Here is a 21,759-nt window from a genome sequence, read left to right on the forward strand (position 1 = left end):
ATCAGTTCTCCAGGACGCTGAGCAGGCCGAGGGGCAGCGGAACATCCATCAAGCGATCGAACAGCAGATAGAGACCAACCGCCATCAGGCTGATGATCACCACGCTCGGCAGCCAGCGGCCGCCATAGAGACGGGCCATCGGTACGCCGGTAATGATGCTGGCCACGATGAAGCCAAGGGGTTCGAAGGTGCCGGCGAACACCAGCAGCAACACCACGCACAGACCGATCTTGGTCAGGGTTTCGCGATCCAGCGGCGGCTCATCCGGGTTGTGTTTGATCGGCGCCGGGCGAAACACCATGTACAGCAGCGCCAGCCCCATCAGGCCGAGCATCAGCAGCGGAAAGGCGCGCGGGCCGACCGGTTCATAGGAAAAAGCCGCTTGGTACGGCCACGCCATCAGTGCCAGGCCGGCACACACCAGCAGCAACACCGAGGCGAAAATGCGTTGAATAAGCATGGGAGCTCCTGTGCTGCGTCCCCGCGTAGGAGACGCAGCCACTAGACAGAGACGATCACTGGATCAGGCCGAACTCTTTGGCCAGCACTTTGTAGTCGGCAACCTGCTTTTTCACGTAGGTGTCCAGTTCCGGGCCGGTCATGGCGAACGGGAACAGCTCACGCTGATCGCGCAGCTTGGCGAACTCGTCGGAAGCCAGCAGTTTGTCGAACGCGTCTTTCCACCAGGCGTAGTCTTCGTCGCTGACTTTTGGCCCGAGGTAGAAGCCGCGCACCACTGGCCAGACGATGTCATAGCCTTGCTCGCGAGCGGTCGGGATGTCTTTCATTTCCGGTTCGTCGAGACGCTTGTCCGAGAACACCGCGAGCAGACGCATGTCGCCGCTCTGGATGTGCGGCATGGAGTCGGAGATGTCGGTACTGCCGACCTGGATGTGGCCGCCGAGCAGGGCCGTGGCGATCTCACCACCGCCTTCGAGTGCCACGTAACGCAGCTCGCGCGGGTTGATCCCGGCAGCCTTGGCGATCAGTGCGGTCTGCATCCAGTCCTGGCTGCCGACGGTGCCGCCGGAGCCGATGACCACCGAGCCTGGATCTTTCTTCAACGCCTGGACGAGATCGTCGAGGGTCTTGTAGGGCGAATCGCTTTTCACTGCGATGGCGCCGTAGCTGGTGCCGACGGCCGCGAGCCAGCGCACGTTGGTTTCATCGAAGCGGCCGAACTTGCCCTGGGCCAGGTTCAACAGCGAACCGCTCGACCACGCCACCAGCGTGCCGGCATCCGCCGGACGTTGCGCCACTACTGCGTTGTATGCCACCGCGCCGACACCGCCGGGCATGTAGGTCACGCGCATCGGTTTGCTCAACAGCTTCTGGTTGACCAGTGCGCTCTGCACCAGTTTGCAGGTCAGGTCGAAACCACCGCCGGGGGAGGCGGGGGCGATGCATTCGGGACGTTTCGGCTCGGCCATGAGTTGGCCGGCAAACAGCATCGCGCCAGCGGCGAGAGCAACTTTACGCAGTGATACGTTCATTTGAGTCTCCAGAGGAGTTGTTGTTATGGATGGACCGAATGACCAAAGGGCAACGCGAAAACCTAGCGGCAGGCGCAGTTCTCTCGCGGCGCGAGCGCAACGACTGAAACAACGGAGGGGAAACAGGACTGCGGCGAAAAACCGACAGTGCAACGGTGGAATCGAGCAAGGCGAGCAGGCATTACAGCCTTGGTGCGCATGGAGGGCATGCTGGGGTACTCCGTTATTGTTCTTATGAGTCGAAAACGCTTCATGGCGTTTTTCGTTGCGCTGTGTGGCGGCAGCGGCGACAGTCGAAACTGTCCGTGGGCCGACTCTAACCGGCTAACCTTTCAACAACCTTTCAGTTGTCTTTCACGGTTTTCGGGCTTCACAGCGGCGGTTGCGGCTGTAAACTCCGCGGCAAAGCGTGGCGTCGGCCAACCCTGAACGAGGTAAAAATCCATGCGTGTCCTGCTCGTCGAAGACCATCTGCAACTGGCCGAAAGCGTGGCTCAGGCGCTCAAGAGCACCGGTCTGACGGTGGATGTGTTGCACGATGGCGTGGCCGCCGACCTGGCGCTGGGCAGTGAGGAATACGCCGTGGCGATCCTCGATGTCGGCCTGCCGCGCATGGACGGTTTCGAGGTGCTGGCGCGGCTGCGTGCTCGCGGCAAGAACCTGCCGGTGTTAATGCTGACCGCGCGCAGTGACGTCAAGGATCGCGTGCATGGCCTCAATCTCGGTGCTGACGACTACCTGGCCAAGCCGTTCGAATTGACGGAACTGGAAGCGCGGGTCAAAGCCTTGCTGCGCCGCAGTGTGCTGGGCGGCGAGCGTCAGCAGCGCTGTGGTGTGCTGGCTTACGACCTCGATACGCGGCGCTTCACCCTCGGCGAAGAACTGCTGACCCTCACCTCCCGCGAGCAAGCTGTCCTGGAAGCGTTGATCGCGCGACCGGGGCGAGTGATGAGCAAGGAACAACTGGCCGCGCAGGTGTTCGGCCTCGACGAAGAAGCCAGCCCCGACGCCATCGAAATCTACGTGCACCGCTTGCGCAAGAAGCTCGATGGCCAGCCCGTGGCCATTGTCACCTTCCGTGGCCTCGGCTATCTGCTGGAAAGCCGCGATGCATAAGCCCAGCAGCCTGCGCTGGCGGTTGCTGTGGAACCTTGGATGGTTGCTGGTGGTGCTGATGCTCGCCAGTGGCTTGAGCGCTTACTGGAATGGTCGCGAAGCCGCCGACACCGCGTATGACCGCACGCTGCTGGCCTCGGCACGCACCATCGCCGCCGGGTTGTCGCAGCGCGATGGCAGCCTCAGCGCCGATGTGCCTTACGTGGCGCTGGACACCTTCGCTTACGACAGCGCCGGGCGCATCTATTACCAGGTCAACGACATTCACCAGAAGCTGATTTCCGGCTACGAAAATCTTCCCGGGCCACCGCCCGGCACGCCGCGTACCGACAGCTATCCGGCGCTCGCGCGCTTTTACAACGCGAAGTACAACGGCCAGAACGTGCGTGTGGTCAGTCTGCTCAAGGCCGTAAGCGAGCCGAACATGAACGGCATGGCGGAAATCCGCGTGGCTGAAACCGACGAAGCGCGGGTCAGCATGGCGCGCAGTCTGGCGGCTGACACCCTGTTGCGCTTGGGCATGCTGGCCGTGGGTGCATTGTTGCTGGTGTGGTTTGCGGTCAGTGCGGCGTTGCGCCCGCTGGAGCGGTTAAGAACCGCTGTTGAGGAACGCCAGCCCGATGATTTGCGGCCACTGCCGCTGGTGGAAGTGCAGCATGAACTGGGACCCCTGGTCCGCGCGCTCAATCATTTCACCGAGCGTCTGCGCGGCCAGTTCGAGCGGCAGGCGCAGTTCATCGCCGATGCCGCTCACGAGTTGCGTACGCCGCTGGCCGCACTCAAGGCACGCCTGGAACTGGGCCTGCGCTCGAACGAGCCGGAGACCTGGCGCACCACCCTTGAATCGTCCGCGCAAAGCACCGATCGCCTGACCCATCTGGCCAATCAGCTGCTATCGCTGGCCCGGGTCGAAAACGGCGCGCGGGCGATTGCCGAGGGCGGCGCGCAGTTGCTCGATCTGAGTCAATTGGCCCGAGAGCTGGGCATGGCCATGGCGCCTTTGGCGCACAAGCGCGGCGTGGCGCTGGCGCTTGAAGCGGATGAACCGGTGTGGCTGCGCGGTGAGCCGACGCTGCTCAATGAGCTGCTGAGCAATCTCGTCGACAACGCGCTGGCGCATACGCCATCGGGCGGCAATGTGATTCTGCGGGTCACGGCCCCGGCGGTGCTTGAGGTCGAGGACGACGGGCCGGGCATCCCGCTGCACGAGCGTGATCGGGTGTTCGAACGGTTTTATCGGCGCAATCAGCAGGTTGCCGGTTCAGGTCTGGGCTTGGCGATTGTCGGCGAGATCTGTCGCGCGCATCTGGCGCAGATCACCTTGCATGATGGCGAGCAGGCAGGGTTGAAGGTGCGGGTCAGTTTTATTGCCGGGTAATACTTTTGTGGCAAGGGTTTTTTGTGGCGAGGGGATTTATCCCCGCTCGGCTGCGCAGCAGTCGCAGTTCAGCGATCACAATCTGTCTGGAAAAAAACCGGGTCGCAGAGTTCAGGGTCGCTTCGCAACCCAACGGGGATAAATCCCCTCACCACAGGTCAGTAGAACATCGACCGCGATTCTTCCAGATCCGCGCAAAACTGTTTGTTCTCCGGGTCAATCCCCAGCTTCCTGAACGCCGGCACGCTAAACGGATCAATCCGCGCAAACGGATGATCGGTGTCCTTGCGGCAATACAAATTGGCCACTTGCACGACATCGACGTAATCGATGCGCGCCGAGTCGCGGCTGAAGTCTTGATACAGCAACGGCAAATGCACCAGGCGCTCGGGAAACTCCCAGACCCGCAGCAATTTCTCGCCGAGCAATGGGTGAATCTGCTCGATCACATGGGTCAGGCTGACCGCATCGGAGAGCAGTTCATTGTGGTCTTCGGCGTAAGTCAGAATCGGCAGCACGCCAATCTGATGCACCAGCCCGCCGAGTGCCGCCTGATCGGGTTTGAGCTGAGTGTGACGACGACACAGGGCATAGCTGACGCCAGCGATTTCCAGACTGCTGCGCCAGACTTCGCGCATCTTCTGTTCGACCACCTCGGAGCGGGCATTGAAGATCTGCTCCATCACCAGACCGATCGCCAGGTTGCTGCTGTAGTTGATGCCCAAACGGGTGATGGCGGTGTGCAGGTCGGTGACTTCCTGCGCGGCGCGCAGCAGCGGACTGTTGACCACTTTGATCAGGCGCGCCGACAGCGCGGTGTCGCGGCCGATGACTTTGCTCAGATCGCTGACGCTGATTTCCGGATCCTCGGCGGCCTTGCGAATCTGCAGGGCCACTTCCGGCAACGTTGGCAGAACCAGGTCATCGTTATCGATGGCCGCAACCAAATCCTGTTGGACCTTTTCCGCCAGTTCGCTCATTTGGACTCTCTAGGGTGTTGCAACAATGCTGCGATCAACGCTGGATTTCGCGGTCGCGATCCAGTTCGTAAGGCAGGTCGAGCACGTGCAACGCGGGGCCTTCGAGGGCGCCCAGACGCAAATCACCGGCTTCGGCAGCTTCGGCCTGCAACACGGCCAGGAGTTCAATGTTTCCTTCGGCGTTCGCTGCCAGGACCACTTCGCCAATCGAGCTGTTGTGGCTGGGGGCAAACAGTTGAGTGCCGGGCTCCGGCAACTCGGCCGCGTCGAGGCGCAGGCGGTACAGGCGCCGCTTGAGCTTGCCCAGGTACTGCATGCGCGCAACGATTTCCTGGCCGGTGTAGCAGCCTTTCTTGAAGCTCACCCCGCCGACCGCCTGCAGATTGAGCATCTGCGGGATGAACAGTTCGCGAGTGGAAGGCATGACCTGGCCAATACCGGCGCGGATCTGGCCCAGCAGCCATTGATTCAGTTCGGCCTCAGGCAGTGCGATCGACAGTTGGCTTTGAATGTTTGGCGCCTGAGCGGCAGGCACCCAGAGTTCGGCGCGCTCGGGCGAAACGCGAATTGCGATCAGGCCTTCATGGCGCACAACGCTGTCGGTTTCGGCGGGCAGTGCCAGACCGAGGCTGGTCAGGGCTGCATCGCCATGCGCCAGACCGAAGCGCACCCAGGCGGCGCTTTCATCGGTCAGCTTCGATTTGGAGAACACCGCGTACTTTTTCAGGTCGGCCAGTTGCGGCTCGAGCAGCTCGCTGGCCATCGCCATCACCACGCCGTCGCCCTCAAGCAGGATGCGGAAGCTCGACTGCATTCGGCCTTTCTGCGTGCAGCGGGCGCCGAGGCTGGCGCAGGTGTCGCTCAGGTAATTGATATTGCAGGTCAACTGGCCTTGCAGGAATTTTCCGGCGTCCGCACCGCGAACCGCGAGTACGCCTTCATGAGACAGGGTGCAGAAAAAAGCAGAATCGGCCATGGGTCATCGCAGGGTAAATAGACTGGGGCACATCATAAGGGGGCAGGGTTGAAATGGGTAGTTGATAAAGGATCAGGGGTCCCCGACCAAAGCCGACTGTGCGGCCCGCGCCGGGGCTGTATACTGCCCGGCAAATTCGAGGAGGGCTCCATGGTCGAACAAGTTGAACTGAATCGCCTCTTTTGGCACAGCCGTCGCGGCATGCTTGAGCTTGACGTGCTGCTGGTGCCGTTCGTGCAGGAGGTTTACGCGACGTTGAATCAAGTGGATCGCGATCTGTACGTGCGTTTGCTGACCTGTGAGGATCAGGACATGTTCGGCTGGTTCATGGAGCGCAGCGAGTCGGAAGACCCCGAGCTGCAACGCATGGTCCGGATGATTCTGGATCGTGTCCAGCCCAAGTAATACGTTCGAATGCCGCTGGCATGCCTCACGGCAGTTGCTGGCGGCGTATCTGTCGGCCCAGGCGTTCGCCATGGGTTCGTTGTTTCTGCTGTCGATTCCATTCTGGGCCAGCCTGCTCGGCGCTTGCGTCTGTGCGCTGCACGGTTTTTGGGTGCTGCCACGGCAGATTCTGTTGAATCATCCGAAAGCATTTTGCGGCTTGCGGCGCGACGGCGATGGCTGGCAGGTGTGGAATCAGGCTGATGGCTGGCAAGCGGTGCAACTGCGCCCGGACAGTCTGGCGCTGCCATTGATCGTGGTGCTGCGCTTTCGCCTGCGCGGAGAGTGGCGGGTCAGGTCGATCTGCGTGCCACGTGACTCGCAGGCGGCGGATCTGCACCGACGCCTGCGAGTGCGGCTCAAGTTCAGCCGACGTAGGTGGGTGGCACCAGAATAGTGTCGAGCGCTTCGGGGAGCATATCCGGATAGTCGAGGGTGTAATGCAGCCCGCGACTTTCCTTGCGTTCCATGGCTGAGCTGATCATCAATTCGGCAACCTGTGCCAGGTTGCGCAACTCGATCAGGTCGCGGCTGACTTTATAGTTGCTGTAAAACTCATCGATCTCATCCAGCAGCAGACGCACCCGGTGCTGCGCCCGTTGCAGACGCTTGTTGGTGCGCACGATGCCGACGTAGTCCCACATGAATCGGCGCAATTCGTCCCAGTTGTGCGCGATGATCACGTCTTCATCCGAGTCGGTCACCTGACTGGCATCCCAGACGGGCAGGGCGCTTGGCGCCGCAACGTCATCGAGTTGCGCGAGAATGTCCGCCGCTGCCGAACGGGCATAAACGAAGCATTCCAGAAGTGAGTTGCTGGCCATGCGGTTGGCGCCGTGCAGACCGGTAAAACTGGTTTCGCCGATGGCGTAGAGGCCGGGCACGTCGGTGCGACCGTGCTGATCGACCATCACCCCGCCACAGGTGTAGTGCGCAGCGGGGACCACCGGGATCGGTTGTTTGGTGATGTCGATGCCGAAGCCCAGGCAGCGCTCATAAACAGTAGGGAAGTGGCTTTTGACGAACGATTCAGGCTTGTGGCTGATGTCGAGATAAACGCAGTCGACACCTAGGCGCTTCATTTCATGGTCGATGGCCCGCGCGACAATGTCGCGAGGCGCCAACTCCGCGCGTTTGTCGAAGCGATACATGAAGCGCTCGCCGTTGGGCAGCTTCAAATGCGCGCCTTCGCCACGCAGGGCCTCGGTGATGAGGAAGCTTTTGGCTTGCGGGTGATACAGACAGGTCGGATGGAACTGGTTGAATTCCAGGTTCGCCACCCGGCAACCGGAACGCCAGGCCATGGCGATGCCGTCACCGCAGGCGCCGTCGGGGTTGCTGGTATAAAGGTAGACCTTGGCTGCGCCGCCCGAGGCCAGAATCACGAAACGTGCGCCGTAGGTGTCGACTTCGCCCGTGGCGCGGTTCAGCACGTAAGCGCCCAGGCAACGATCGCCTTCCATACCCAAGCGGCGTTCGGTGATCAGATCGACGGCGACGCGCTGTTCCAGCAATTCGATGTTCGCGCGCTCTTTGGCCTGGGCCAGCAAGGTTTTGAAGATCGCAGCGCCAGTGGCGTCGGCAGCATGGATGATCCGTCGATGGCTGTGGCCACCCTCGCGGGTCAGGTGAAATTCGAAACCACCGTCTTCAGTGCCGGACTGTTCGTCGCGGGTGAACGGCACGCCTTGGTCGATCAGCCATTGGATGGCTTCGCGACTGTGCTCGACGGTGAAGCGTACCGCGTCTTCATGGCACAAGCCGCCGCCCGCATTGAGGGTGTCGTCGACGTGGGATTCGACAGTGTCGGTATCGTCGAGCACGGCGGCAACGCCGCCCTGGGCCCAGAATGTCGAACCGTTGGCGAGATCGCCTTTGCTCAATACGGCAATGCGCAGATGACCGGGCAAGGTCAAAGCGAGAGTCAAACCGGCAGCACCGCTGCCAATCACCAGAACATCGTGTTGGAACTGTTGGCTCATTTCAGGATTCCGCTCAAAGCGACCCGGGTCGGGGTTGGCGCAAGACAGCTGGATCGGCGAGTCAAGACAGCCACACAGCCCACTAGTATATAGAGGGGTTGGGCGGCACAATAGCCGGGCCCAGATGGCATTGTGAGACTACTGCGCAGTAAAAAGCGCTGTGCTTCGTCGGAAGTTTTTTTCATCGGTTTTGAAAAATGACACCTGTATCGGCGCTGAAACAGTCTTTTCCGAGCAGGGTTGCGCAATGTCAGGTGGGTACGGCTATAAATAATTGGAACTTTTGCCAAAGGCCCAAGATCAATAGACGGTGCCAGAAACCAGGGACAGTGTCGGCTTCAGTGCGGAATCTGCGTTTGGATTCCTGCCGGCGAAACCGATAACAAGATTATTCGCGCAGCCGGTTTATCCCGCGCTGCGTTTTTCGTGCGTGCCAAATCAGAGCTCGCAGGAAACTTGCTTGGAGGGGGAGAACTTTTGCGAAAAGCCCGAGTCTATGTTTGCAAGTCTGGTCGTTTAGTAATGCAAGTCTCCTCCGGGCTTATCGAGGAGTGTTCATGCTAACCCAGGAAGAGGATCAGCAGCTGGTCGAACGCGTACAGCGTGGCGACAAGCGAGCTTTCGATCTGCTGGTGCTGAAATATCAGCACAAAATTCTCGGGTTGATCGTGCGTTTTGTGCACGACACCCATGAGGCCCAGGACGTTGCTCAGGAAGCCTTTATCAAGGCGTATCGGGCACTTGGAAATTTCCGCGGTGACAGTGCGTTTTATACGTGGCTGTACCGTATTGCCATTAACACGGCAAAGAACTACCTGGTTTCCCGCGGCCGTCGGCCGCCGGATAGCGATGTAAGTTCGGAGGATGCAGAGTTCTACGATGGCGATCACGGCCTCAAGGATCTCGAATCACCAGAACGTGCATTGCTGCGGGATGAGATCGAAGGCACTGTCCATCGGACCATCCAGCAACTGCCAGAGGATTTGCGTACGGCTTTAACTTTACGTGAATTCGATGGTCTGAGTTACGAGGACATTGCGAGCGTCATGCAGTGTCCGGTGGGTACCGTGCGCTCCCGGATTTTCCGCGCTCGGGAGGCCATCGACAAAGCCCTGCAACCGTTGTTGCAGGAAAACTGAGACAGCGGCGACAGCCAAGAGAGGAACGCCATGAGTCGTGAAGCCCTGCAGGAATCGCTGTCCGCAGTGATGGATAACGAAGCGGACGAACTGGAATTGCGTCGAGTGCTCAGCGCACTGGATGATGTTGATACCCGTGAGACCTGGGCTCGTTACCAGATCGCTCGGGCAGCCATGCACAAGGATCTGCTGCTTCCGCGTCTGGATATCGCTGCGGCAGTGTCCGCTGCGCTGGAAGACGAAACGGCTCCGGCCAAAGTATCCCGTAGCCCATGGCGCAACCTGGGTCGCCTCGCTGTTGCCGCTTCGGTGACCGTGGCCGTACTGGCCGGTGTTCGCCTGTACAACCAAGACGAAATTGCTGGTGTTGAACTGGCCCAGCAGTCGAACCAGCCTACTTTGGCCACTCCACAGGTCAAGGGTCCGGCAGTTCTGGCTGGTTATAGCGAAAGCTCGGAAGCGACTGGTCCGATGGCCAACGGCGTTCTGCAAGGTCAGCCAGGCTGGCATGATCAGCGTCTGCCAGGCTATCTGCGTCAGCACGCTCAGCAGGCTGCACTCAAAGGAACTGAAAGCGCGCTGCCATACGCACGTGCCGCAAGCCTGGAAAACCGTTAAGGAGGATCATGCGCGCCATCCCCCTACTTTCGCTTCTGCTCAGTGGCTGGTTCATCGTTCCAGCCCACGCTGACGAGGCCCAGGACTGGTTGACCCGTCTGGGCCAGGCCGAGCAGCAGCAGAGCTTCCACGGCACTTTCGTTTACGAGCGCAACGGCAGTTTTTCCACGCACAATATCTGGCATCGCGTCCAGAATGGCCAGGTCCGCGAGCGGTTATTGCAGCTCGACGGTTCGGCTCAGGAAGTCGTGCGCATTGATGGACGTACTCAATGCGTCAGCGGCACCCTGATTGCGGGATTGGGTGATTCACCCAACGCTGCCGCCCGTGCGCTGGATCCCAAAAAGCTGAAGAATTGGTATGACCTTGCCGTCATTGGCAAGTCGCGCGTGGCCGGCCGTGACGCAGTGATCGTGTCGCTGACGCCTCGTGATCAGCACCGTTACGGTTTCGAGCTGCACCTGGACAAGAAAACCGGGCTGCCGCTCAAGTCGTTACTGTTGAACGACAAAGGGCAGTTGCTCGAGCGTTTCCAGTTCACCAGCCTCGACACGGATGAAATCCCGTCGGACAAGGACTTGTTGGCGGACCCGGATTGTAAGCCGATCAATATCGCAAGCGACAAGGCTTCTGCAGCTAAAACCGTGCAAAACTGGCGTTCGGACTGGCTCCCGCCAGGCTTTGAGCTGACCAGCAGCAGTTCGCACAAGGATGCGCAGACCAAGACCCAAGTCAGCAGCTTGATGTATGACGATGGTCTGGCGCGTTTCTCGGTGTTCCTTGAGCCATTGAACGGTGCAACCGTCACCGATACCCGTACCCAGTTGGGCCCTACCGTCGCGGTATCCCGTCGTTTGACTACACCGCAAGGTGAAATGATGGTCACGGTGGTCGGCGAAATCCCGATTGGCACCGCCGAACGAATCGCTCTATCGATGCGTAACAACGATGGCGCTGCGACCAGCAAGCAGTGAGCTGATTTCAGTCATTTCCACTTCGTCGTCGAGACGTCGAAATGTTTGCTGAGCATTTTCATTTGCAAAACCCCTGAAAATTTTTTATAGGTCAGAGCCTCACGGCTCTGGCCTTGTTTGTTGTTCCCGGAACAAAAATGCCGGTCTGTGGTTTCCGGTGTTCCTTTGCTCCATATCGCTTAACCCTGCTCGTCGTAACGGGAGCTGTATGTCGATACCAAGTTTGAAGTCTTATCTTTCCATCTTCGCCACCGTGCTGTTGCTCGGTCAGGCGGTCCCTGCTGCGCAAGCGGCCGATCTGCCTGATTTCACCCAGTTGGTCGAACAAGCGTCGCCTGCGGTGGTGAACATCAGTACCACGCAGAAACTGCCGGACCGTCGGGTCAACCAGCAGATGCCGGATCTGGAAGGCCTGCCACCGATGCTGCGCGAATTTTTCGAGCGCGGCATGCCGCCTCAGCAGCGCTCGCCACGTGGCGACGGGCGCCAGCGGGAAGCGCAATCGCTGGGCTCGGGTTTCATCATTTCCCCGGATGGCTACATCCTCACCAACAACCACGTGATCGCCGATGCTGACGAAATCCTCGTCCGTCTGGCTGATCGCAGTGAGATGAAAGCCAAGCTGGTCGGCACCGATCCACGCTCTGATGTGGCGTTGCTGAAAATCGAAGGCAAGGATCTGCCGGTGCTCAAGCTCGGCAAATCCCAAGACCTGAAGGCTGGCCAGTGGGTCGTCGCGATCGGTTCGCCATTTGGCTTTGACCACACCGTGACCCAAGGCATCGTCAGCGCCGTCGGTCGTAGCCTGCCAAACGAAAACTATGTGCCGTTCATTCAGACCGACGTGCCGATCAACCCGGGCAACTCCGGTGGCCCGCTGTTCAACCTGAACGGTGAAGTGGTCGGCATCAACTCGCAGATCTACACCCGCTCCGGTGGCTTCATGGGCGTGTCTTTCGCCATTCCGATCGACGTGGCGATGGATGTTTCCAATCAGCTCAAAAGCGGTGGCAAAGTCAGCCGCGGCTGGCTAGGCGTGGTCATTCAGGAAGTGAACAAGGATCTGGCCGAGTCGTTCGGTCTGGACAAGCCAGCTGGCGCGCTGGTAGCGCAGATCCAGGATGACGGCCCTGCGGCCAAGGGCGGCCTGCAGGTTGGCGACGTGATCCTGAGCATGAACGGTCAGCCGATCGTCATGTCCGCCGATCTGCCGCATCTGGTCGGCGCGCTGAAGGCTGGCGCCAAAGCCAATCTGGAAGTGATTCGTGAAGGCAAGCGCAAGAACGTCGAGCTGACCGTCGGCGCAATCCCGGACGAGGACAAAGAGCTGGCAGGTCTGCCGAAATCCGGCGCTGAAAGCAGCAGCAACCGCCTCGGTGTTGCGGTCGGTGAATTGACCGCCGAGCAGAAGAAAACCTACGACCTCAAAGGTGGTGTGGTGATCAAGGAAGTGCAGGACGGTCCTGCGGCCCTGATCGGTCTGCAACCGGGTGACGTGATCACCCACCTGAACAATCAAGCCATCGGCTCGGCCAAGGAGTTCACCGACATCGCCAAGGCGTTGCCGAAGAACCGTTCGGTGTCGATGCGCGTGCTGCGTCAGGGCCGTGCCAGCTTCATCACCTTCAAACTGGCTGAATAAGCCAGCAGGCAGGTAAAAAGAAACCGCCTCGAAAGAGGCGGTTTTTTTGTGTCAGCAGCTTTTGTCTTTGTCGGGAAAGACTCAGCCCATCATGTCCTTGACCATGCGCTCCTGCTCCATCAGCTCGCGCTGGCGGGCATCGATGCGCGAGGACAGCGGGAAGTTGTTGCCGGCCTTGCGCTTGGCGAAGTCCAGCTGCTGAATGGCCTGGCGGTAATCGCCGACCAGTGCAAAATACTCGGCGCGCGCCTGATGCAGGCCGATGATGTTGCCCGACAAGCCGCGGGTTTCAGCAACCTGATACCAAACGTCCGGATCATCCGGGCGTGACTTGAGCAGGCTGTCGAGTGCCTTCTCGGCATCGGCAGCGCGATTCTGTTTCAACAGCAGATCGACGCGCACCTGATTCAGCGGGTAGTTGCCCGGGAACTGCGTAAGCATGCGGTCGACCCGTGACTGCGCATCAGGCAGACGATTGTTGGTGATGTCCAGATCGACCTGCGCGAGGTTGTAGATGATCTCGTTCGGCGACTTGGCCAACAATTGCTTGAGGTTCTCTCGCGCTTCGTTGAGCTGGCCACCCTTGATTTGCGCGATGGCCAGGCCGTATCGCGCGACATCATTTTTCGGGTTTTCATCGAGCAGGGCGCGGAAACGCTTGGCGCCCAGCCCCGGGGTTTCTTCGTAGATCAACTGCACTCGCGCGCGGATCAACTGGTAGCGCATGCTGTCTTCGATGCCGCCCGGTTTCGCCTGCTCGGCGCGGTTGCGGGTGTCGGCGATACGCGATTCGGTAACCGGGTGAGTCAGGAGGAATTCCGGCGGCTTGGCGTCAAAGCGGTACTGGCGCATCAGGCGTTCGAACATGGTTGGCATCGAACGCGGGTCGTAACCGGCCTTTTCCAGGTTAAGGATGCCGATGCGGTCCGCTTCCTGTTCGTTCTGCCGCGAGAAGCGCCGTTGTTCCTGTAACGCCGCAGCCTGGGTGCCGGCGATGGTGGCGATGCCGGCATCACCGCCGCCTGCCGCCGCGATGACGATACCTGCCAGCAACGCGGCCATCATCGGCACCTGCATTCTTTGTGAGGCTTCGACGCCGCGAGCGAAGTGACGTTGCGACAAGTGCGCCAGTTCGTGAGCGAGCACCGAGGCGTATTCACCTTCGGTCTGGGCGTTGAGGAACAGGCCGCCGTTGACCCCGACCACGCCGCCCGGCGCTGCGAAGGCGTTGAGTTGTGGGCTGTTGATCAGGATGAATTCCAGGCGCCTGTCGGAGACCTGGCTGGTCTCGACCAGCTTGTACACGCTGGATTCGACGTAATCCTTGAGCTGCGGATCGTTGAGCTGGGAAACCTGACTGCGCAGCATGGCCAGCCAGGCGCGGCCGAGCTGGTATTCCTGTTGCGGCGAGACAATGGCAGAGCTGGCGTCGCCGAGTGACGGCAGATCGTCGGCAAAGCCTGGTGAGGCGAGCAGGCAAGCGAGCGTCAGCAGGGTAGGGCGCAGAAAAGTCATGCACAAAGCCTTGGAGGACAAAGACCTTACTGTAGCCGGACACCGAAGCCGCGACCAGATATTCTAGGCAGCTCGACAACCCGAACCGGAGTGACGCAATGACTGACGCTGTAGCCCATGACGTGGAACTGGACGCCAGTGGCCTGAACTGTCCGTTGCCGTTGCTCAAGGCAAAAATGGAACTCAACAAACTGCAAAGTGGCGCTGTGCTCAAGGTGATCGCTACCGATGCCGGCTCGCAACGCGACTTCCGTACCTTTGCCAAACTCGCCGGTCATGCGCTGTTGCGCGAAGAAGACGAGGCTGGCGTCTACCGTTACTGGTTGAAAAAAGCCTGAAGCGCCGCGCCTAAAATCGAAGGGATTATTGATGTTCAAAGTGTTACGCGACTGGATTCAGCGCTACTTCTCCGATGAAGAAGCCGTGGTGCTGGCAGTGCTGCTGTTTCTCGCCTTCACCGCCGTGCTCACCCTCGGCGGCATGCTTGCGCCGGTGTTGGCCGGGATGGTGCTGGCGTATCTGATGCAGGGCCTGGTGGTGACGCTCGAGCGGCTGCGCGTGCCGGGCGGGGTGGCGGTGGGGCTGGTGTTTGCGCTGTTCATGGGCGCGCTGATGCTGTTTATCGTCGTAGTGCTGCCATTGTTGTGGCATCAGTTGATCACGCTGTTCAACGAGTTGCCGGGCATGCTCGCCAAGTGGCAATCGCTGCTGCTTCTATTGCCCGAGCGCTATCCGCATCTGGTGTCTGACGAGCAAGTCCTGCAGGCGATCGAAGCGGCGCGGGGCGAGATTGGCAAGTTCGGTCAGTGGGCACTGACTTTCTCGTTGTCGAGTTTGCCACTGCTGGTGAACATCATGATCTATCTGGTGTTGGTACCGATTCTGGTGTTCTTCTTCCTCAAGGATCGGGCGATAATCGGCGAGTGGGTGCGCGGCTATCTGCCTCGCGAACGCGCGCTGATCACCCGCGTCGCCCAGGAAATGAACCGGCAGATCGCCAATTACATACGTGGCAAAGGCATCGAGATCGTGATTTGCGGCGGCGTGACCTACATCGCCTTCATCGCGCTGGGCCTGAATTACGCGGCGCTGCTGGCGTTGCTGGTCGGCTTGTCGGTGGTGGTGCCGTATGTCGGTGCGGTAGTGGTGACCGTGCCGGTGCTGCTGATTGCGCTGTTCCAGTGGGGCTGGAGCGATCAGTTCATCTACCTGATGGCGGTCTACGGGATCATTCAGACGCTGGACGGCAACGTGCTGGTGCCGTTGCTGTTTTCGGAAGCAGTGAATCTGCATCCGGTGGCAATCATCTGCGCGGTGCTGTTGTTTGGCGGGTTGTGGGGATTCTGGGGTGTGTTCTTCGCGATCCCGCTGGCGACGCTGTTCAAGGCAGTGCTGGATGCGTGGCCGCGCAAGGAGCCGGTGGTGGCGCCGTTGCTTTAGCGGTTGATCCGGATTTTACAGAGAGGCTATTCGCGAGCAGGCTCGCTCCCACGGTGATTAGATTTCAATTGTGGGAGCGAGCCTGCTCGCGAAGGCGTCTTTACAGACGCAGCAAAAACATCAGGCTTTATTCAGAGCCTCAGCCGCCGCCAGCACGGCATCAACATGCCCCGGCACTTTCACGCCACGCCATTCCTGACGCAGCACACCGTCCTTATCAATCAGGAAAGTGCTGCGATCAACGCCCAGGTATTCCTTGCCATACAGCTTTTTGAGCTTGATCACGTCGAACAACTGGCAAACCGCTTCGTCCTTGTCGCTGATCAGCTCGAACGGAAATTCCTGTTTGCCTTTGAAGTTTTCGTGCGACTTCAAGCTGTCGCGGGAAATGCCGAAGACTTCGGTGTTGGCAGCCTTGAATGCCGCATATTGATCGCGAAAGCCCTGGCCCTGAGTGGTGCAGCCCGGGGTGCTGTCCTTCGGGTAGAAGTAGATCACCACTTGCTTGCCCTTGAGTTCGGACAGGCTGACGGTCTGCCCGCTGGTCGCAGGTGCGGTGAAATCCGCAACCGGTTGGTCGATGGCAACGGCCATGAAAGCTTCCTTACATTGGGTTTTGTGGGCGCCAAGGCTCGATCAGGGCATCCAGGTTCATCGCATCGGCGAAATCGAGGAACTGATCGCGCAGCCAGCTGATCTGGGTGTTGGCCGGCAGGGTCACGGTGAACGTAGCGTTGAGCATGGTGCCGCCGGTCTGGGGCGCCTGATAGGTGTCGCAGGTGAGGTTTTCCAGCTCGACGTTGTGGTCCATGAAGAACTGGCACAGCTCATTGATAATGTCCGGGCGATACGCCGAGCTGACGTAAGCCACGTAAGGCAGCGCCTGCGGGCGATTTTCCAGAGCGGCGCTGCGCACCACGTTGACGGTGAAAGCGTGACGCTTGGCCAGCAATGGCAGGCTGCCTTCGAGGCGCGCGAGGGCGTCCCAGCTGCCGGAAATTTCCAGCACCAGGGCGCTGCACTCGCCGTGGCGGGTCAGGCGAGAGGTGACGACGGCGCAGCGGTTTTCATGGCTGGCGCGGCACAGGACGTTGGTCAGCTCCATGGGGTTGGCGCCGAGGGCACTGATGACAAGGAATTGTTCGCGAACTGTGGGGGTGGACATGCAGCATTCCTAAAGCGATGAGCGGTCGGTAGGTTGACGGGCGTTGGCGGCCGGGAGTGCCTGTTCTGGCGGTCCGTATAACGAGCCTCGGCCAGCGTTCGCGGCTCGCTCCACTGTGCGGGAGCGCGTCGATGCGACGCAGGAACGGGGCCTGGGAGGCCGAAAGGGGAGGCTGAAACCCGGCGTACAAGCTGATCTGTACCGATCAAAGTCTGAAGGGTAGCGAAAAGCGGCGCCAAGGGGAATGGCGGCGGCGCAGTACTTCGCTTGTGCAAGCATCTTGGCGCCAGTACCATTACCGCTCTCTTTTTCCGGCAGGAGCGGTTTCATGATTGCGGGCAGTATGGTGGCACTGGTCACTCCCATGGATGCACAAGGGCGTCTTGACTGGGACAGCCTCAGCAAACTCGTGGACTTCCACCTCAAGAACGGCACCCATGCCATCGTCGCCGTCGGTACTACCGGCGAGTCGGCCACCCTTGATGTAGAAGAGCACATCGCCGTCATCAAAGCCGTGGTCAAACAGGTTGCCGGGCGCATTCCGGTCATCGCCGGCACCGGCGCCAATTCGACCCGCGAAGCCGTCGAGCTGACTCGCAACGCCAAGGCCGCCGGCGCCGATGCCTGCCTGCTGGTGGTTCCTTATTACAACAAGCCGACCCAGGAAGGCCTGTACCAGCACTTCAAGCACATCGCTGAAGCGGTCGACATTCCGCAGATTCTCTACAACGTTCCCGGCCGCACCTCCTGCGACATGCAGGCCGAGACCGTGATTCGCCTGTCCACCGTGCCGAACATCATCGGCATCAAGGAAGCCACCGGCGACCTCAAGCGCGCCAAAGCGATCATCGATGGCGTGAGCAAGGATTTCATCGTGCTGTCCGGCGATGATCCGACCGCTGTCGAGCTGATCCTGCTGGGCGGCAAAGGCAACATTTCGGTCACCGCCAACGTCGCCCCGCGCGAAATGGCTGACCTGTGCGAGGCCGCGCTCAAGGGCGACGCCGATACCGCACGCGCAGTCAACGAAAAACTGATGCCGCTGCACAAGGACCTGTTCATCGAAGCCAATCCGATTCCGGTGAAGTGGGCTTTGGTCGAAATGGGCCTGATGCACGAAGGCATCCGCCTGCCACTGACCTGGCTGAGCACCCCTTGTCATGAAACGCTGCGCTCGGCCCTGCGCCAGTGCAACGTCCTGGTTTAATTGAGGAAGTACAACGCATGAAGCGAATGGCCGGACTTTCCGCACTTGCCTTGATTATCTCCAGCACCAGTGGCTGCGGATGGGTCTGGGGGCCGGAAGGTTATTTCCGCGACCGTGGAAGCGATTACCTGCAAGCGCAACAGACTGCACCGATGCAATTGCCACCGGATGTGAGCACTGCCAAACGTCTCGATCCGCTGTTGCCGATCCCGCGCAATGTGGCCGATGACACCGCGACGGGCGAGTACGTGGTGCCGCGTCCTCAGCCGCTTTCGGCGGTTGCCGACGCAACTGATTACTCGCTGCAGAAGAGCGGTGATTCGCGTTGGGTCGTGGCCCAGCACCCGCCGGCCGAAGTCTGGCCAGTGGCGCTGCAGTTCTTCCAGGACAACGGTTTCCGTCTGGATGAACAGCGTCCGCAGACCGGTGAATTCACCACCACCTGGCAGCACTCCGACGAGCTGTCCGCTTCGATGGCCAAGCGCCTGAGTGCGGCCGGTATCGCCAGCGACAGCGAAACCCGCGTGCGTGTGCGCATCGAGCCGGGCGTGCAGCGCAACACCAGTGAGATCTACGTGGTCAGCGCCGAGCGTCCTGCCGGCAGCACGGCCGACGTGGCTTTCACCAACCGTTCGGTCAACACTGGCCTGGACGCTGCGCTGGTCGACGACATGCTCGCGAGCATGAGCCGCACCTCCGAGAAGGGCGGTTCGGTGTCGATGCTGGCCTCGCGTGATTTCGATGCGCCGAGCCGTGTCAGCCTGAACGAAGACGGCAGCGGCAACCCGGTGTTGAACGTCGGTACCGATCTGGACCGCGCCTGGTCGAGCGTCGGCCGTGCGCTGGAACAGGGCGAATGGCGCGTTGAAGACATCAACCGCAGCCTGGGCCTGTACTACATCAACCTGGCCGAAAAAGCCGAGAAGAAAGACGACAAGCCTGGCTTCTTCAGCAGCCTGTTCGGCAGTGCGCCGAGCAAGGAAGAGGTCGAAGCCCGCGCCGAGCGTTATCAGGTTCGCCTGAGCAAGGTGGGCGAGAACATCCAGGTTACCGTCGAAAAGAACATCAACACCGTCGCGCCGGCCGATGTCGCGCGTAAAGTGTTGAGCGTGATTCAGGACAACCTGGGCTGATCCGATATGCGTTTTGCCGTTCTCGGCAGCGGTAGCCAAGGGAACGGCACGCTGATCGCCAGTGCTGATACGTACGTCCTGGTGGATTGTGGTTTTTCCCTGCGGGAAACCGAAAGACGTCTGTTGCGCCTGGGTGTTCACCCGGCGCAACTGAGCGCGATACTCGTGACCCACGAACATGCCGACCACGTGCATGGCGTGGGTTTACTGTCTCGGCGCTACAATCTGCCGGTCTACCTCAGTCGTGGCACGTTGCGCGGGATGCGCAAACCGCTTGAACCGGCAGGCTTTTTGGCCGGCGGCGAGCAACTGCAGATCGGCGCACTGAACGTCGGGGTCATTGCCGTGGCCCATGACGCGCAGGAGCCGACCCAGTACGTTTTCAGCGATCAGGAACAGCGGCGCTTCGGCCTGTTGACCGACCTGGGATCGTTCTGCGAGCGGGTGCTGGATGGCTATCGGGACCTCGATGCATTAATGATCGAGTCGAACCATTGCCGCGACATGCTGGCCCGTGGTCACTACCCGTACTTTCTCAAGCAACGGGTGGGCGGCGAACGCGGACATCTGAACAACCATCAGGCGGCATTCCTGGTGGCCGAGTTGGGCTGGCAGGGTTTGCAACACCTGGTGCTGGCCCATCTGAGCAGCAAGAACAACCTGCCGCAGCTGGCCCGGCAATGTTTTGTCGACACCCTCGGGTGCGACCCGGACTGGCTGCAACTGGCCGATCAAGATTCAGGGCTCGACTGGCGCCACATCGCCTAGCCCACCTACTTAGCAAGCGGAGCCCATCATGGAAAAACGTGAAGAACTCTACCGCGGCAAAGCCAAATCGGTTTACAAGACCGACGACGCTGACCGCTTGATCCTGCTGTTTCGCAACGACACTTCGGCGTTCGACGGCAAGCGCATCGAACAGCTTGATCGCAAGGGTATGGTGAACAACAAGTTCAACGCCTTCATCATGCAGAAACTCGAAGCGGCCGGCGTGCCGACCCAGTTCGACAAACTGCTGGGCGACAACGAATGCCTGGTGAAGAAGCTCGACATGATCCCGGTCGAATGCGTCGTGCGTAACTATGCCGCCGGCAGCCTGGTCAAGCGTCTGGGCGTCGAGGAGGGCATGAAGCTCAACCCGTACACCTTCGAACTGTTCTTGAAGGACGACGCCAAGGGCGACCCGTTCATCAACGAATCCCACGTCGTGGCGTTCGGTTGGGGCACCGCCGAGCAACTGGCGCGCATGAAGGAACTGTCGCTCAAGGTCAACGAAGTCCTGAGCAAACTGTTCGACGACGCAGGCCTGCTGCTGGTCGACTTCAAGCTTGAATTCGGCGTGTTCAGCGACGGCTCCATCGTCCTCGGCGACGAGTTCAGCCCGGACGGCTGCCGTCTGTGGGACAAGGACACCAAGAAGAAGATGGACAAAGACCGCTTCCGCCAGGGCCTCGGTGACGTCATCGAAGCCTACGAAGAAGTCGCCGCTCGTCTGGGCGTACCGCTTTAATCGACGCAAGCATCTGATAGCACGGAAAAAATTTCGTTTGGGGGGTTCGCAACCAACGAAAGTGTTGTTATGATGCGCGCCGTTGGAGAGATGCCAGAGTGGCCGAATGGGACGGATTCGAAATCCGTTGTACCTTCACCGGTACCTAGGGTTCGAATCCCTATCTCTCCGCCATACATTGAAAAGCCCCGTAGACTCAGGTCGCGGGGCTTTTTGCTTTCTGGGATTCTACGTAGCGTTTCTACGTAAAATACTTGTCTCTACAGCCCCCTCAGGGCGCTCCTGTGGCTCGCTTCCTTCGGCTCGCAGTCATTGTTCTGCCTGAGCGTTCTCATTGCGCCTGTAGCGCTCTAGGGCATCACTTCACCAGCGTGACGGATCGACGTGGGAGCAACCGCTCGTGCCGACCAAGCCGGATTGACAGTTCGTACATAAGAGCGACATCCCATGGTTGCCGACGCCCTTTTGGTGACGAACGGCTATTGACATTTGTAGAATTACCATTTACAAAAACGCCTTTTGGGTGTATACTTAGCACATACAGGTACAGAAACGCGGCAGGAAGCCACACAGTCGGTTGTAGATATTTCATTAGCTGGCACAGAAATTGCTTGACTTTTTAAATGTTCCGTGCGACAATAGTGTAGGGTAGAAGCTCAAACGTCTGTCCGGGCTTCATCACTCCGCCACCCTCCAGTTTCAACCAGAATTCCAGAACATATACCGGGCCAGCGCCGAGCTGAGTTCGGTTTCGTCATTTCCGAATCACCCACACCGATCCAAGCATGAACTTGTCGAGCGGTGCGGATGTAGACCATGGGTTCATTGCACCCACCTCAGCCGCTGACAGGGCCGGCTTGGTCGAAACTCTGTAAGGTGGGTTTAGGTCACTCGCCGCACCGTCAGTCCTACGGTCAGCTACTCGACGGCATGGACAACTAATTTCAAACCAAACTGCCGGTGAACTTGCTCGCTCCTAAACTTGGGAGTTCTCCGCATAGACAGACCTTGTGAATCTGTCGTGTTGCCGCCTACAGCAGCAGCCGT

22 protein-coding genes and 1 tRNA gene are annotated in these 21,759 nt (G+C 59.9%); 15 read left to right on the forward strand and 8 right to left on the reverse strand.

Annotated features, from left to right (window positions below):
- Position 1: 1 nt before the first annotated feature.
- Positions 2-460 carry a tripartite tricarboxylate transporter TctB family protein gene (locus ACYSTU_RS12615; protein ID WP_016771276.1) on the reverse strand — a complete coding sequence of 153 codons (459 nt, stop codon included), beginning with the start codon at positions 458-460 and terminating at the stop codon, positions 2-4.
- 55 nt (positions 461-515) lie between these two features.
- Entirely contained in the window at positions 516-1,493 is a 978-nt protein-coding gene (locus tag ACYSTU_RS12620; RefSeq protein WP_016771275.1) for a Bug family tripartite tricarboxylate transporter substrate binding protein, read from the reverse strand.
- A 444-nt stretch (positions 1,494-1,937) separates the two neighbouring features.
- On the opposite strand from ACYSTU_RS12620, the gene ACYSTU_RS12625 reads away from it, so the two are divergent.
- Together ACYSTU_RS12625 and ACYSTU_RS12630 are read left to right on the forward strand one after the other, a co-directional pair.
- Positions 1,938-2,609, forward strand: coding sequence for a response regulator (locus ACYSTU_RS12625; RefSeq protein ID WP_034153139.1), 672 nt, complete (start codon positions 1,938-1,940; stop codon positions 2,607-2,609).
- Positions 2,602-3,987 (forward strand): sensor histidine kinase, encoded by a 1,386-nt coding sequence (locus ACYSTU_RS12630; RefSeq protein ID WP_024011993.1) that lies wholly within the window; start codon positions 2,602-2,604, stop codon positions 3,985-3,987. The genes ACYSTU_RS12625 and ACYSTU_RS12630 overlap by 8 nt, the downstream gene beginning before the upstream one ends.
- Positions 3,988-4,145: 158 nt before the next feature.
- Here ACYSTU_RS12630 and ACYSTU_RS12635 read toward each other — a convergent pair whose 3' ends face one another.
- Entirely contained in the window at positions 4,146-4,967 is an 822-nt protein-coding gene (locus ACYSTU_RS12635) for an HDOD domain-containing protein (protein ID WP_024011994.1), read from the reverse strand.
- Positions 4,968-5,001: 34 nt separating this feature from the next.
- The gene (ygfZ, locus tag ACYSTU_RS12640) at positions 5,002-5,943 is read right to left on the reverse strand and encodes a CAF17-like 4Fe-4S cluster assembly/insertion protein YgfZ (protein ID WP_498998908.1); all 942 of its coding nucleotides are present in this window, start codon (positions 5,941-5,943) and stop codon (positions 5,002-5,004) included.
- A gap of 150 nt (positions 5,944-6,093) precedes the next feature.
- Between ygfZ and ACYSTU_RS12645 the strand changes: the two genes are divergently transcribed.
- Complete coding sequence (locus ACYSTU_RS12645; protein WP_007911418.1) at positions 6,094-6,348, forward strand: FAD assembly factor SdhE; 255 nt, start codon at positions 6,094-6,096, stop codon at positions 6,346-6,348.
- Positions 6,332-6,784, forward strand: a complete 453-nt coding sequence (locus tag ACYSTU_RS12650) for a protein YgfX (protein ID WP_498998917.1) — start codon at positions 6,332-6,334, stop codon at positions 6,782-6,784. Before ACYSTU_RS12645 ends, ACYSTU_RS12650 begins: the two co-directional genes overlap by 17 nt.
- On the opposite strand, the gene nadB is transcribed toward ACYSTU_RS12650, so the two are convergent.
- Complete coding sequence (gene nadB, locus ACYSTU_RS12655; protein ID WP_498998925.1) at positions 6,753-8,369, reverse strand: L-aspartate oxidase; 1,617 nt, start codon at positions 8,367-8,369, stop codon at positions 6,753-6,755. The genes ACYSTU_RS12650 and nadB overlap by 32 nt on opposite strands.
- 557 nt (positions 8,370-8,926) lie before the next feature.
- On the opposite strand from nadB, the gene rpoE reads away from it, so the two are divergent.
- The 4 genes from rpoE to ACYSTU_RS12675 all read left to right on the forward strand — a co-directional run bounded on the left by rpoE (position 8,927) and on the right by ACYSTU_RS12675 (position 12,742).
- On the forward strand, positions 8,927-9,508 hold the full coding sequence (rpoE, locus tag ACYSTU_RS12660; RefSeq protein ID WP_003172477.1) for an RNA polymerase sigma factor RpoE/AlgU: 582 nt from the start codon (positions 8,927-8,929) through the stop codon (positions 9,506-9,508).
- Positions 9,509-9,538: 30 nt separating this feature from the next.
- Positions 9,539-10,126, forward strand: coding sequence for a sigma-E factor negative regulatory protein (locus tag ACYSTU_RS12665; protein WP_008077804.1), 588 nt, complete (start codon positions 9,539-9,541; stop codon positions 10,124-10,126).
- 8 nt (positions 10,127-10,134) lie between these two features.
- A complete protein-coding gene (locus ACYSTU_RS12670) occupies positions 10,135-11,100 on the forward strand; it encodes a MucB/RseB C-terminal domain-containing protein (RefSeq protein WP_016771272.1) in 966 nt (321 codons plus the stop codon).
- A gap of 208 nt (positions 11,101-11,308) precedes the next feature.
- Positions 11,309-12,742 carry a DegQ family serine endoprotease gene (locus ACYSTU_RS12675; RefSeq protein ID WP_016771271.1) on the forward strand — a complete coding sequence of 478 codons (1,434 nt, stop codon included), beginning with the start codon at positions 11,309-11,311 and terminating at the stop codon, positions 12,740-12,742.
- Positions 12,743-12,823: 81 nt separating this feature from the next.
- Here ACYSTU_RS12675 and ACYSTU_RS12680 read toward each other — a convergent pair whose 3' ends face one another.
- The gene (locus tag ACYSTU_RS12680) at positions 12,824-14,257 is read right to left on the reverse strand and encodes a M48 family metalloprotease (RefSeq protein WP_024011999.1); all 1,434 of its coding nucleotides are present in this window, start codon (positions 14,255-14,257) and stop codon (positions 12,824-12,826) included.
- A 98-nt stretch (positions 14,258-14,355) separates the two neighbouring features.
- On the opposite strand from ACYSTU_RS12680, the gene ACYSTU_RS12685 reads away from it, so the two are divergent.
- Together ACYSTU_RS12685 and ACYSTU_RS12690 are read left to right on the forward strand one after the other, a co-directional pair.
- A complete protein-coding gene (locus tag ACYSTU_RS12685; RefSeq protein ID WP_016771269.1) occupies positions 14,356-14,595 on the forward strand; it encodes a sulfurtransferase TusA family protein in 240 nt (79 codons plus the stop codon).
- Positions 14,596-14,626: 31 nt separating this feature from the next.
- The gene (locus ACYSTU_RS12690) at positions 14,627-15,697 is read left to right on the forward strand and encodes an AI-2E family transporter (RefSeq protein WP_498998937.1); all 1,071 of its coding nucleotides are present in this window, start codon (positions 14,627-14,629) and stop codon (positions 15,695-15,697) included.
- Between the two features lie 120 nt (positions 15,698-15,817).
- Here the strand turns inward: ACYSTU_RS12690 and ACYSTU_RS12695 are convergent, their stop codons facing one another.
- Together ACYSTU_RS12695 and ACYSTU_RS12700 are read right to left on the reverse strand one after the other, a co-directional pair.
- Positions 15,818-16,291 carry a peroxiredoxin gene (locus ACYSTU_RS12695; RefSeq protein ID WP_016771267.1) on the reverse strand — a complete coding sequence of 158 codons (474 nt, stop codon included), beginning with the start codon at positions 16,289-16,291 and terminating at the stop codon, positions 15,818-15,820.
- Positions 16,292-16,301: 10 nt separating this feature from the next.
- Complete coding sequence (locus tag ACYSTU_RS12700) at positions 16,302-16,862, reverse strand: glycine cleavage system transcriptional repressor (protein WP_071174673.1); 561 nt, start codon at positions 16,860-16,862, stop codon at positions 16,302-16,304.
- Between the two features lie 328 nt (positions 16,863-17,190).
- On the opposite strand from ACYSTU_RS12700, the gene dapA reads away from it, so the two are divergent.
- The 5 genes from dapA (at position 17,191) to ACYSTU_RS12725 (ending at position 20,886) form a co-directional block, all read left to right on the forward strand.
- Positions 17,191-18,069, forward strand: coding sequence for a 4-hydroxy-tetrahydrodipicolinate synthase (gene dapA, locus ACYSTU_RS12705; RefSeq protein ID WP_217879482.1), 879 nt, complete (start codon positions 17,191-17,193; stop codon positions 18,067-18,069).
- Positions 18,070-18,086: 17 nt separating this feature from the next.
- On the forward strand, positions 18,087-19,202 hold the full coding sequence (gene bamC, locus ACYSTU_RS12710; RefSeq protein WP_016771264.1) for an NlpB/DapX family lipoprotein: 1,116 nt from the start codon (positions 18,087-18,089) through the stop codon (positions 19,200-19,202).
- Positions 19,203-19,208: 6 nt separating this feature from the next.
- Positions 19,209-19,970 (forward strand): MBL fold metallo-hydrolase, encoded by a 762-nt coding sequence (locus ACYSTU_RS12715; protein ID WP_024012002.1) that lies wholly within the window; start codon positions 19,209-19,211, stop codon positions 19,968-19,970.
- Positions 19,971-19,998: 28 nt separating this feature from the next.
- The gene (purC, locus tag ACYSTU_RS12720; RefSeq protein ID WP_016771262.1) at positions 19,999-20,712 is read left to right on the forward strand and encodes a phosphoribosylaminoimidazolesuccinocarboxamide synthase; all 714 of its coding nucleotides are present in this window, start codon (positions 19,999-20,001) and stop codon (positions 20,710-20,712) included.
- A gap of 84 nt (positions 20,713-20,796) precedes the next feature.
- Positions 20,797-20,886: transfer RNA gene (locus tag ACYSTU_RS12725), tRNA-Ser, on the forward strand.
- The last annotated feature ends 873 nt before the right edge of the window (positions 20,887-21,759 follow it).

Source organism: Pseudomonas glycinis (genome assembly GCF_054871425.1).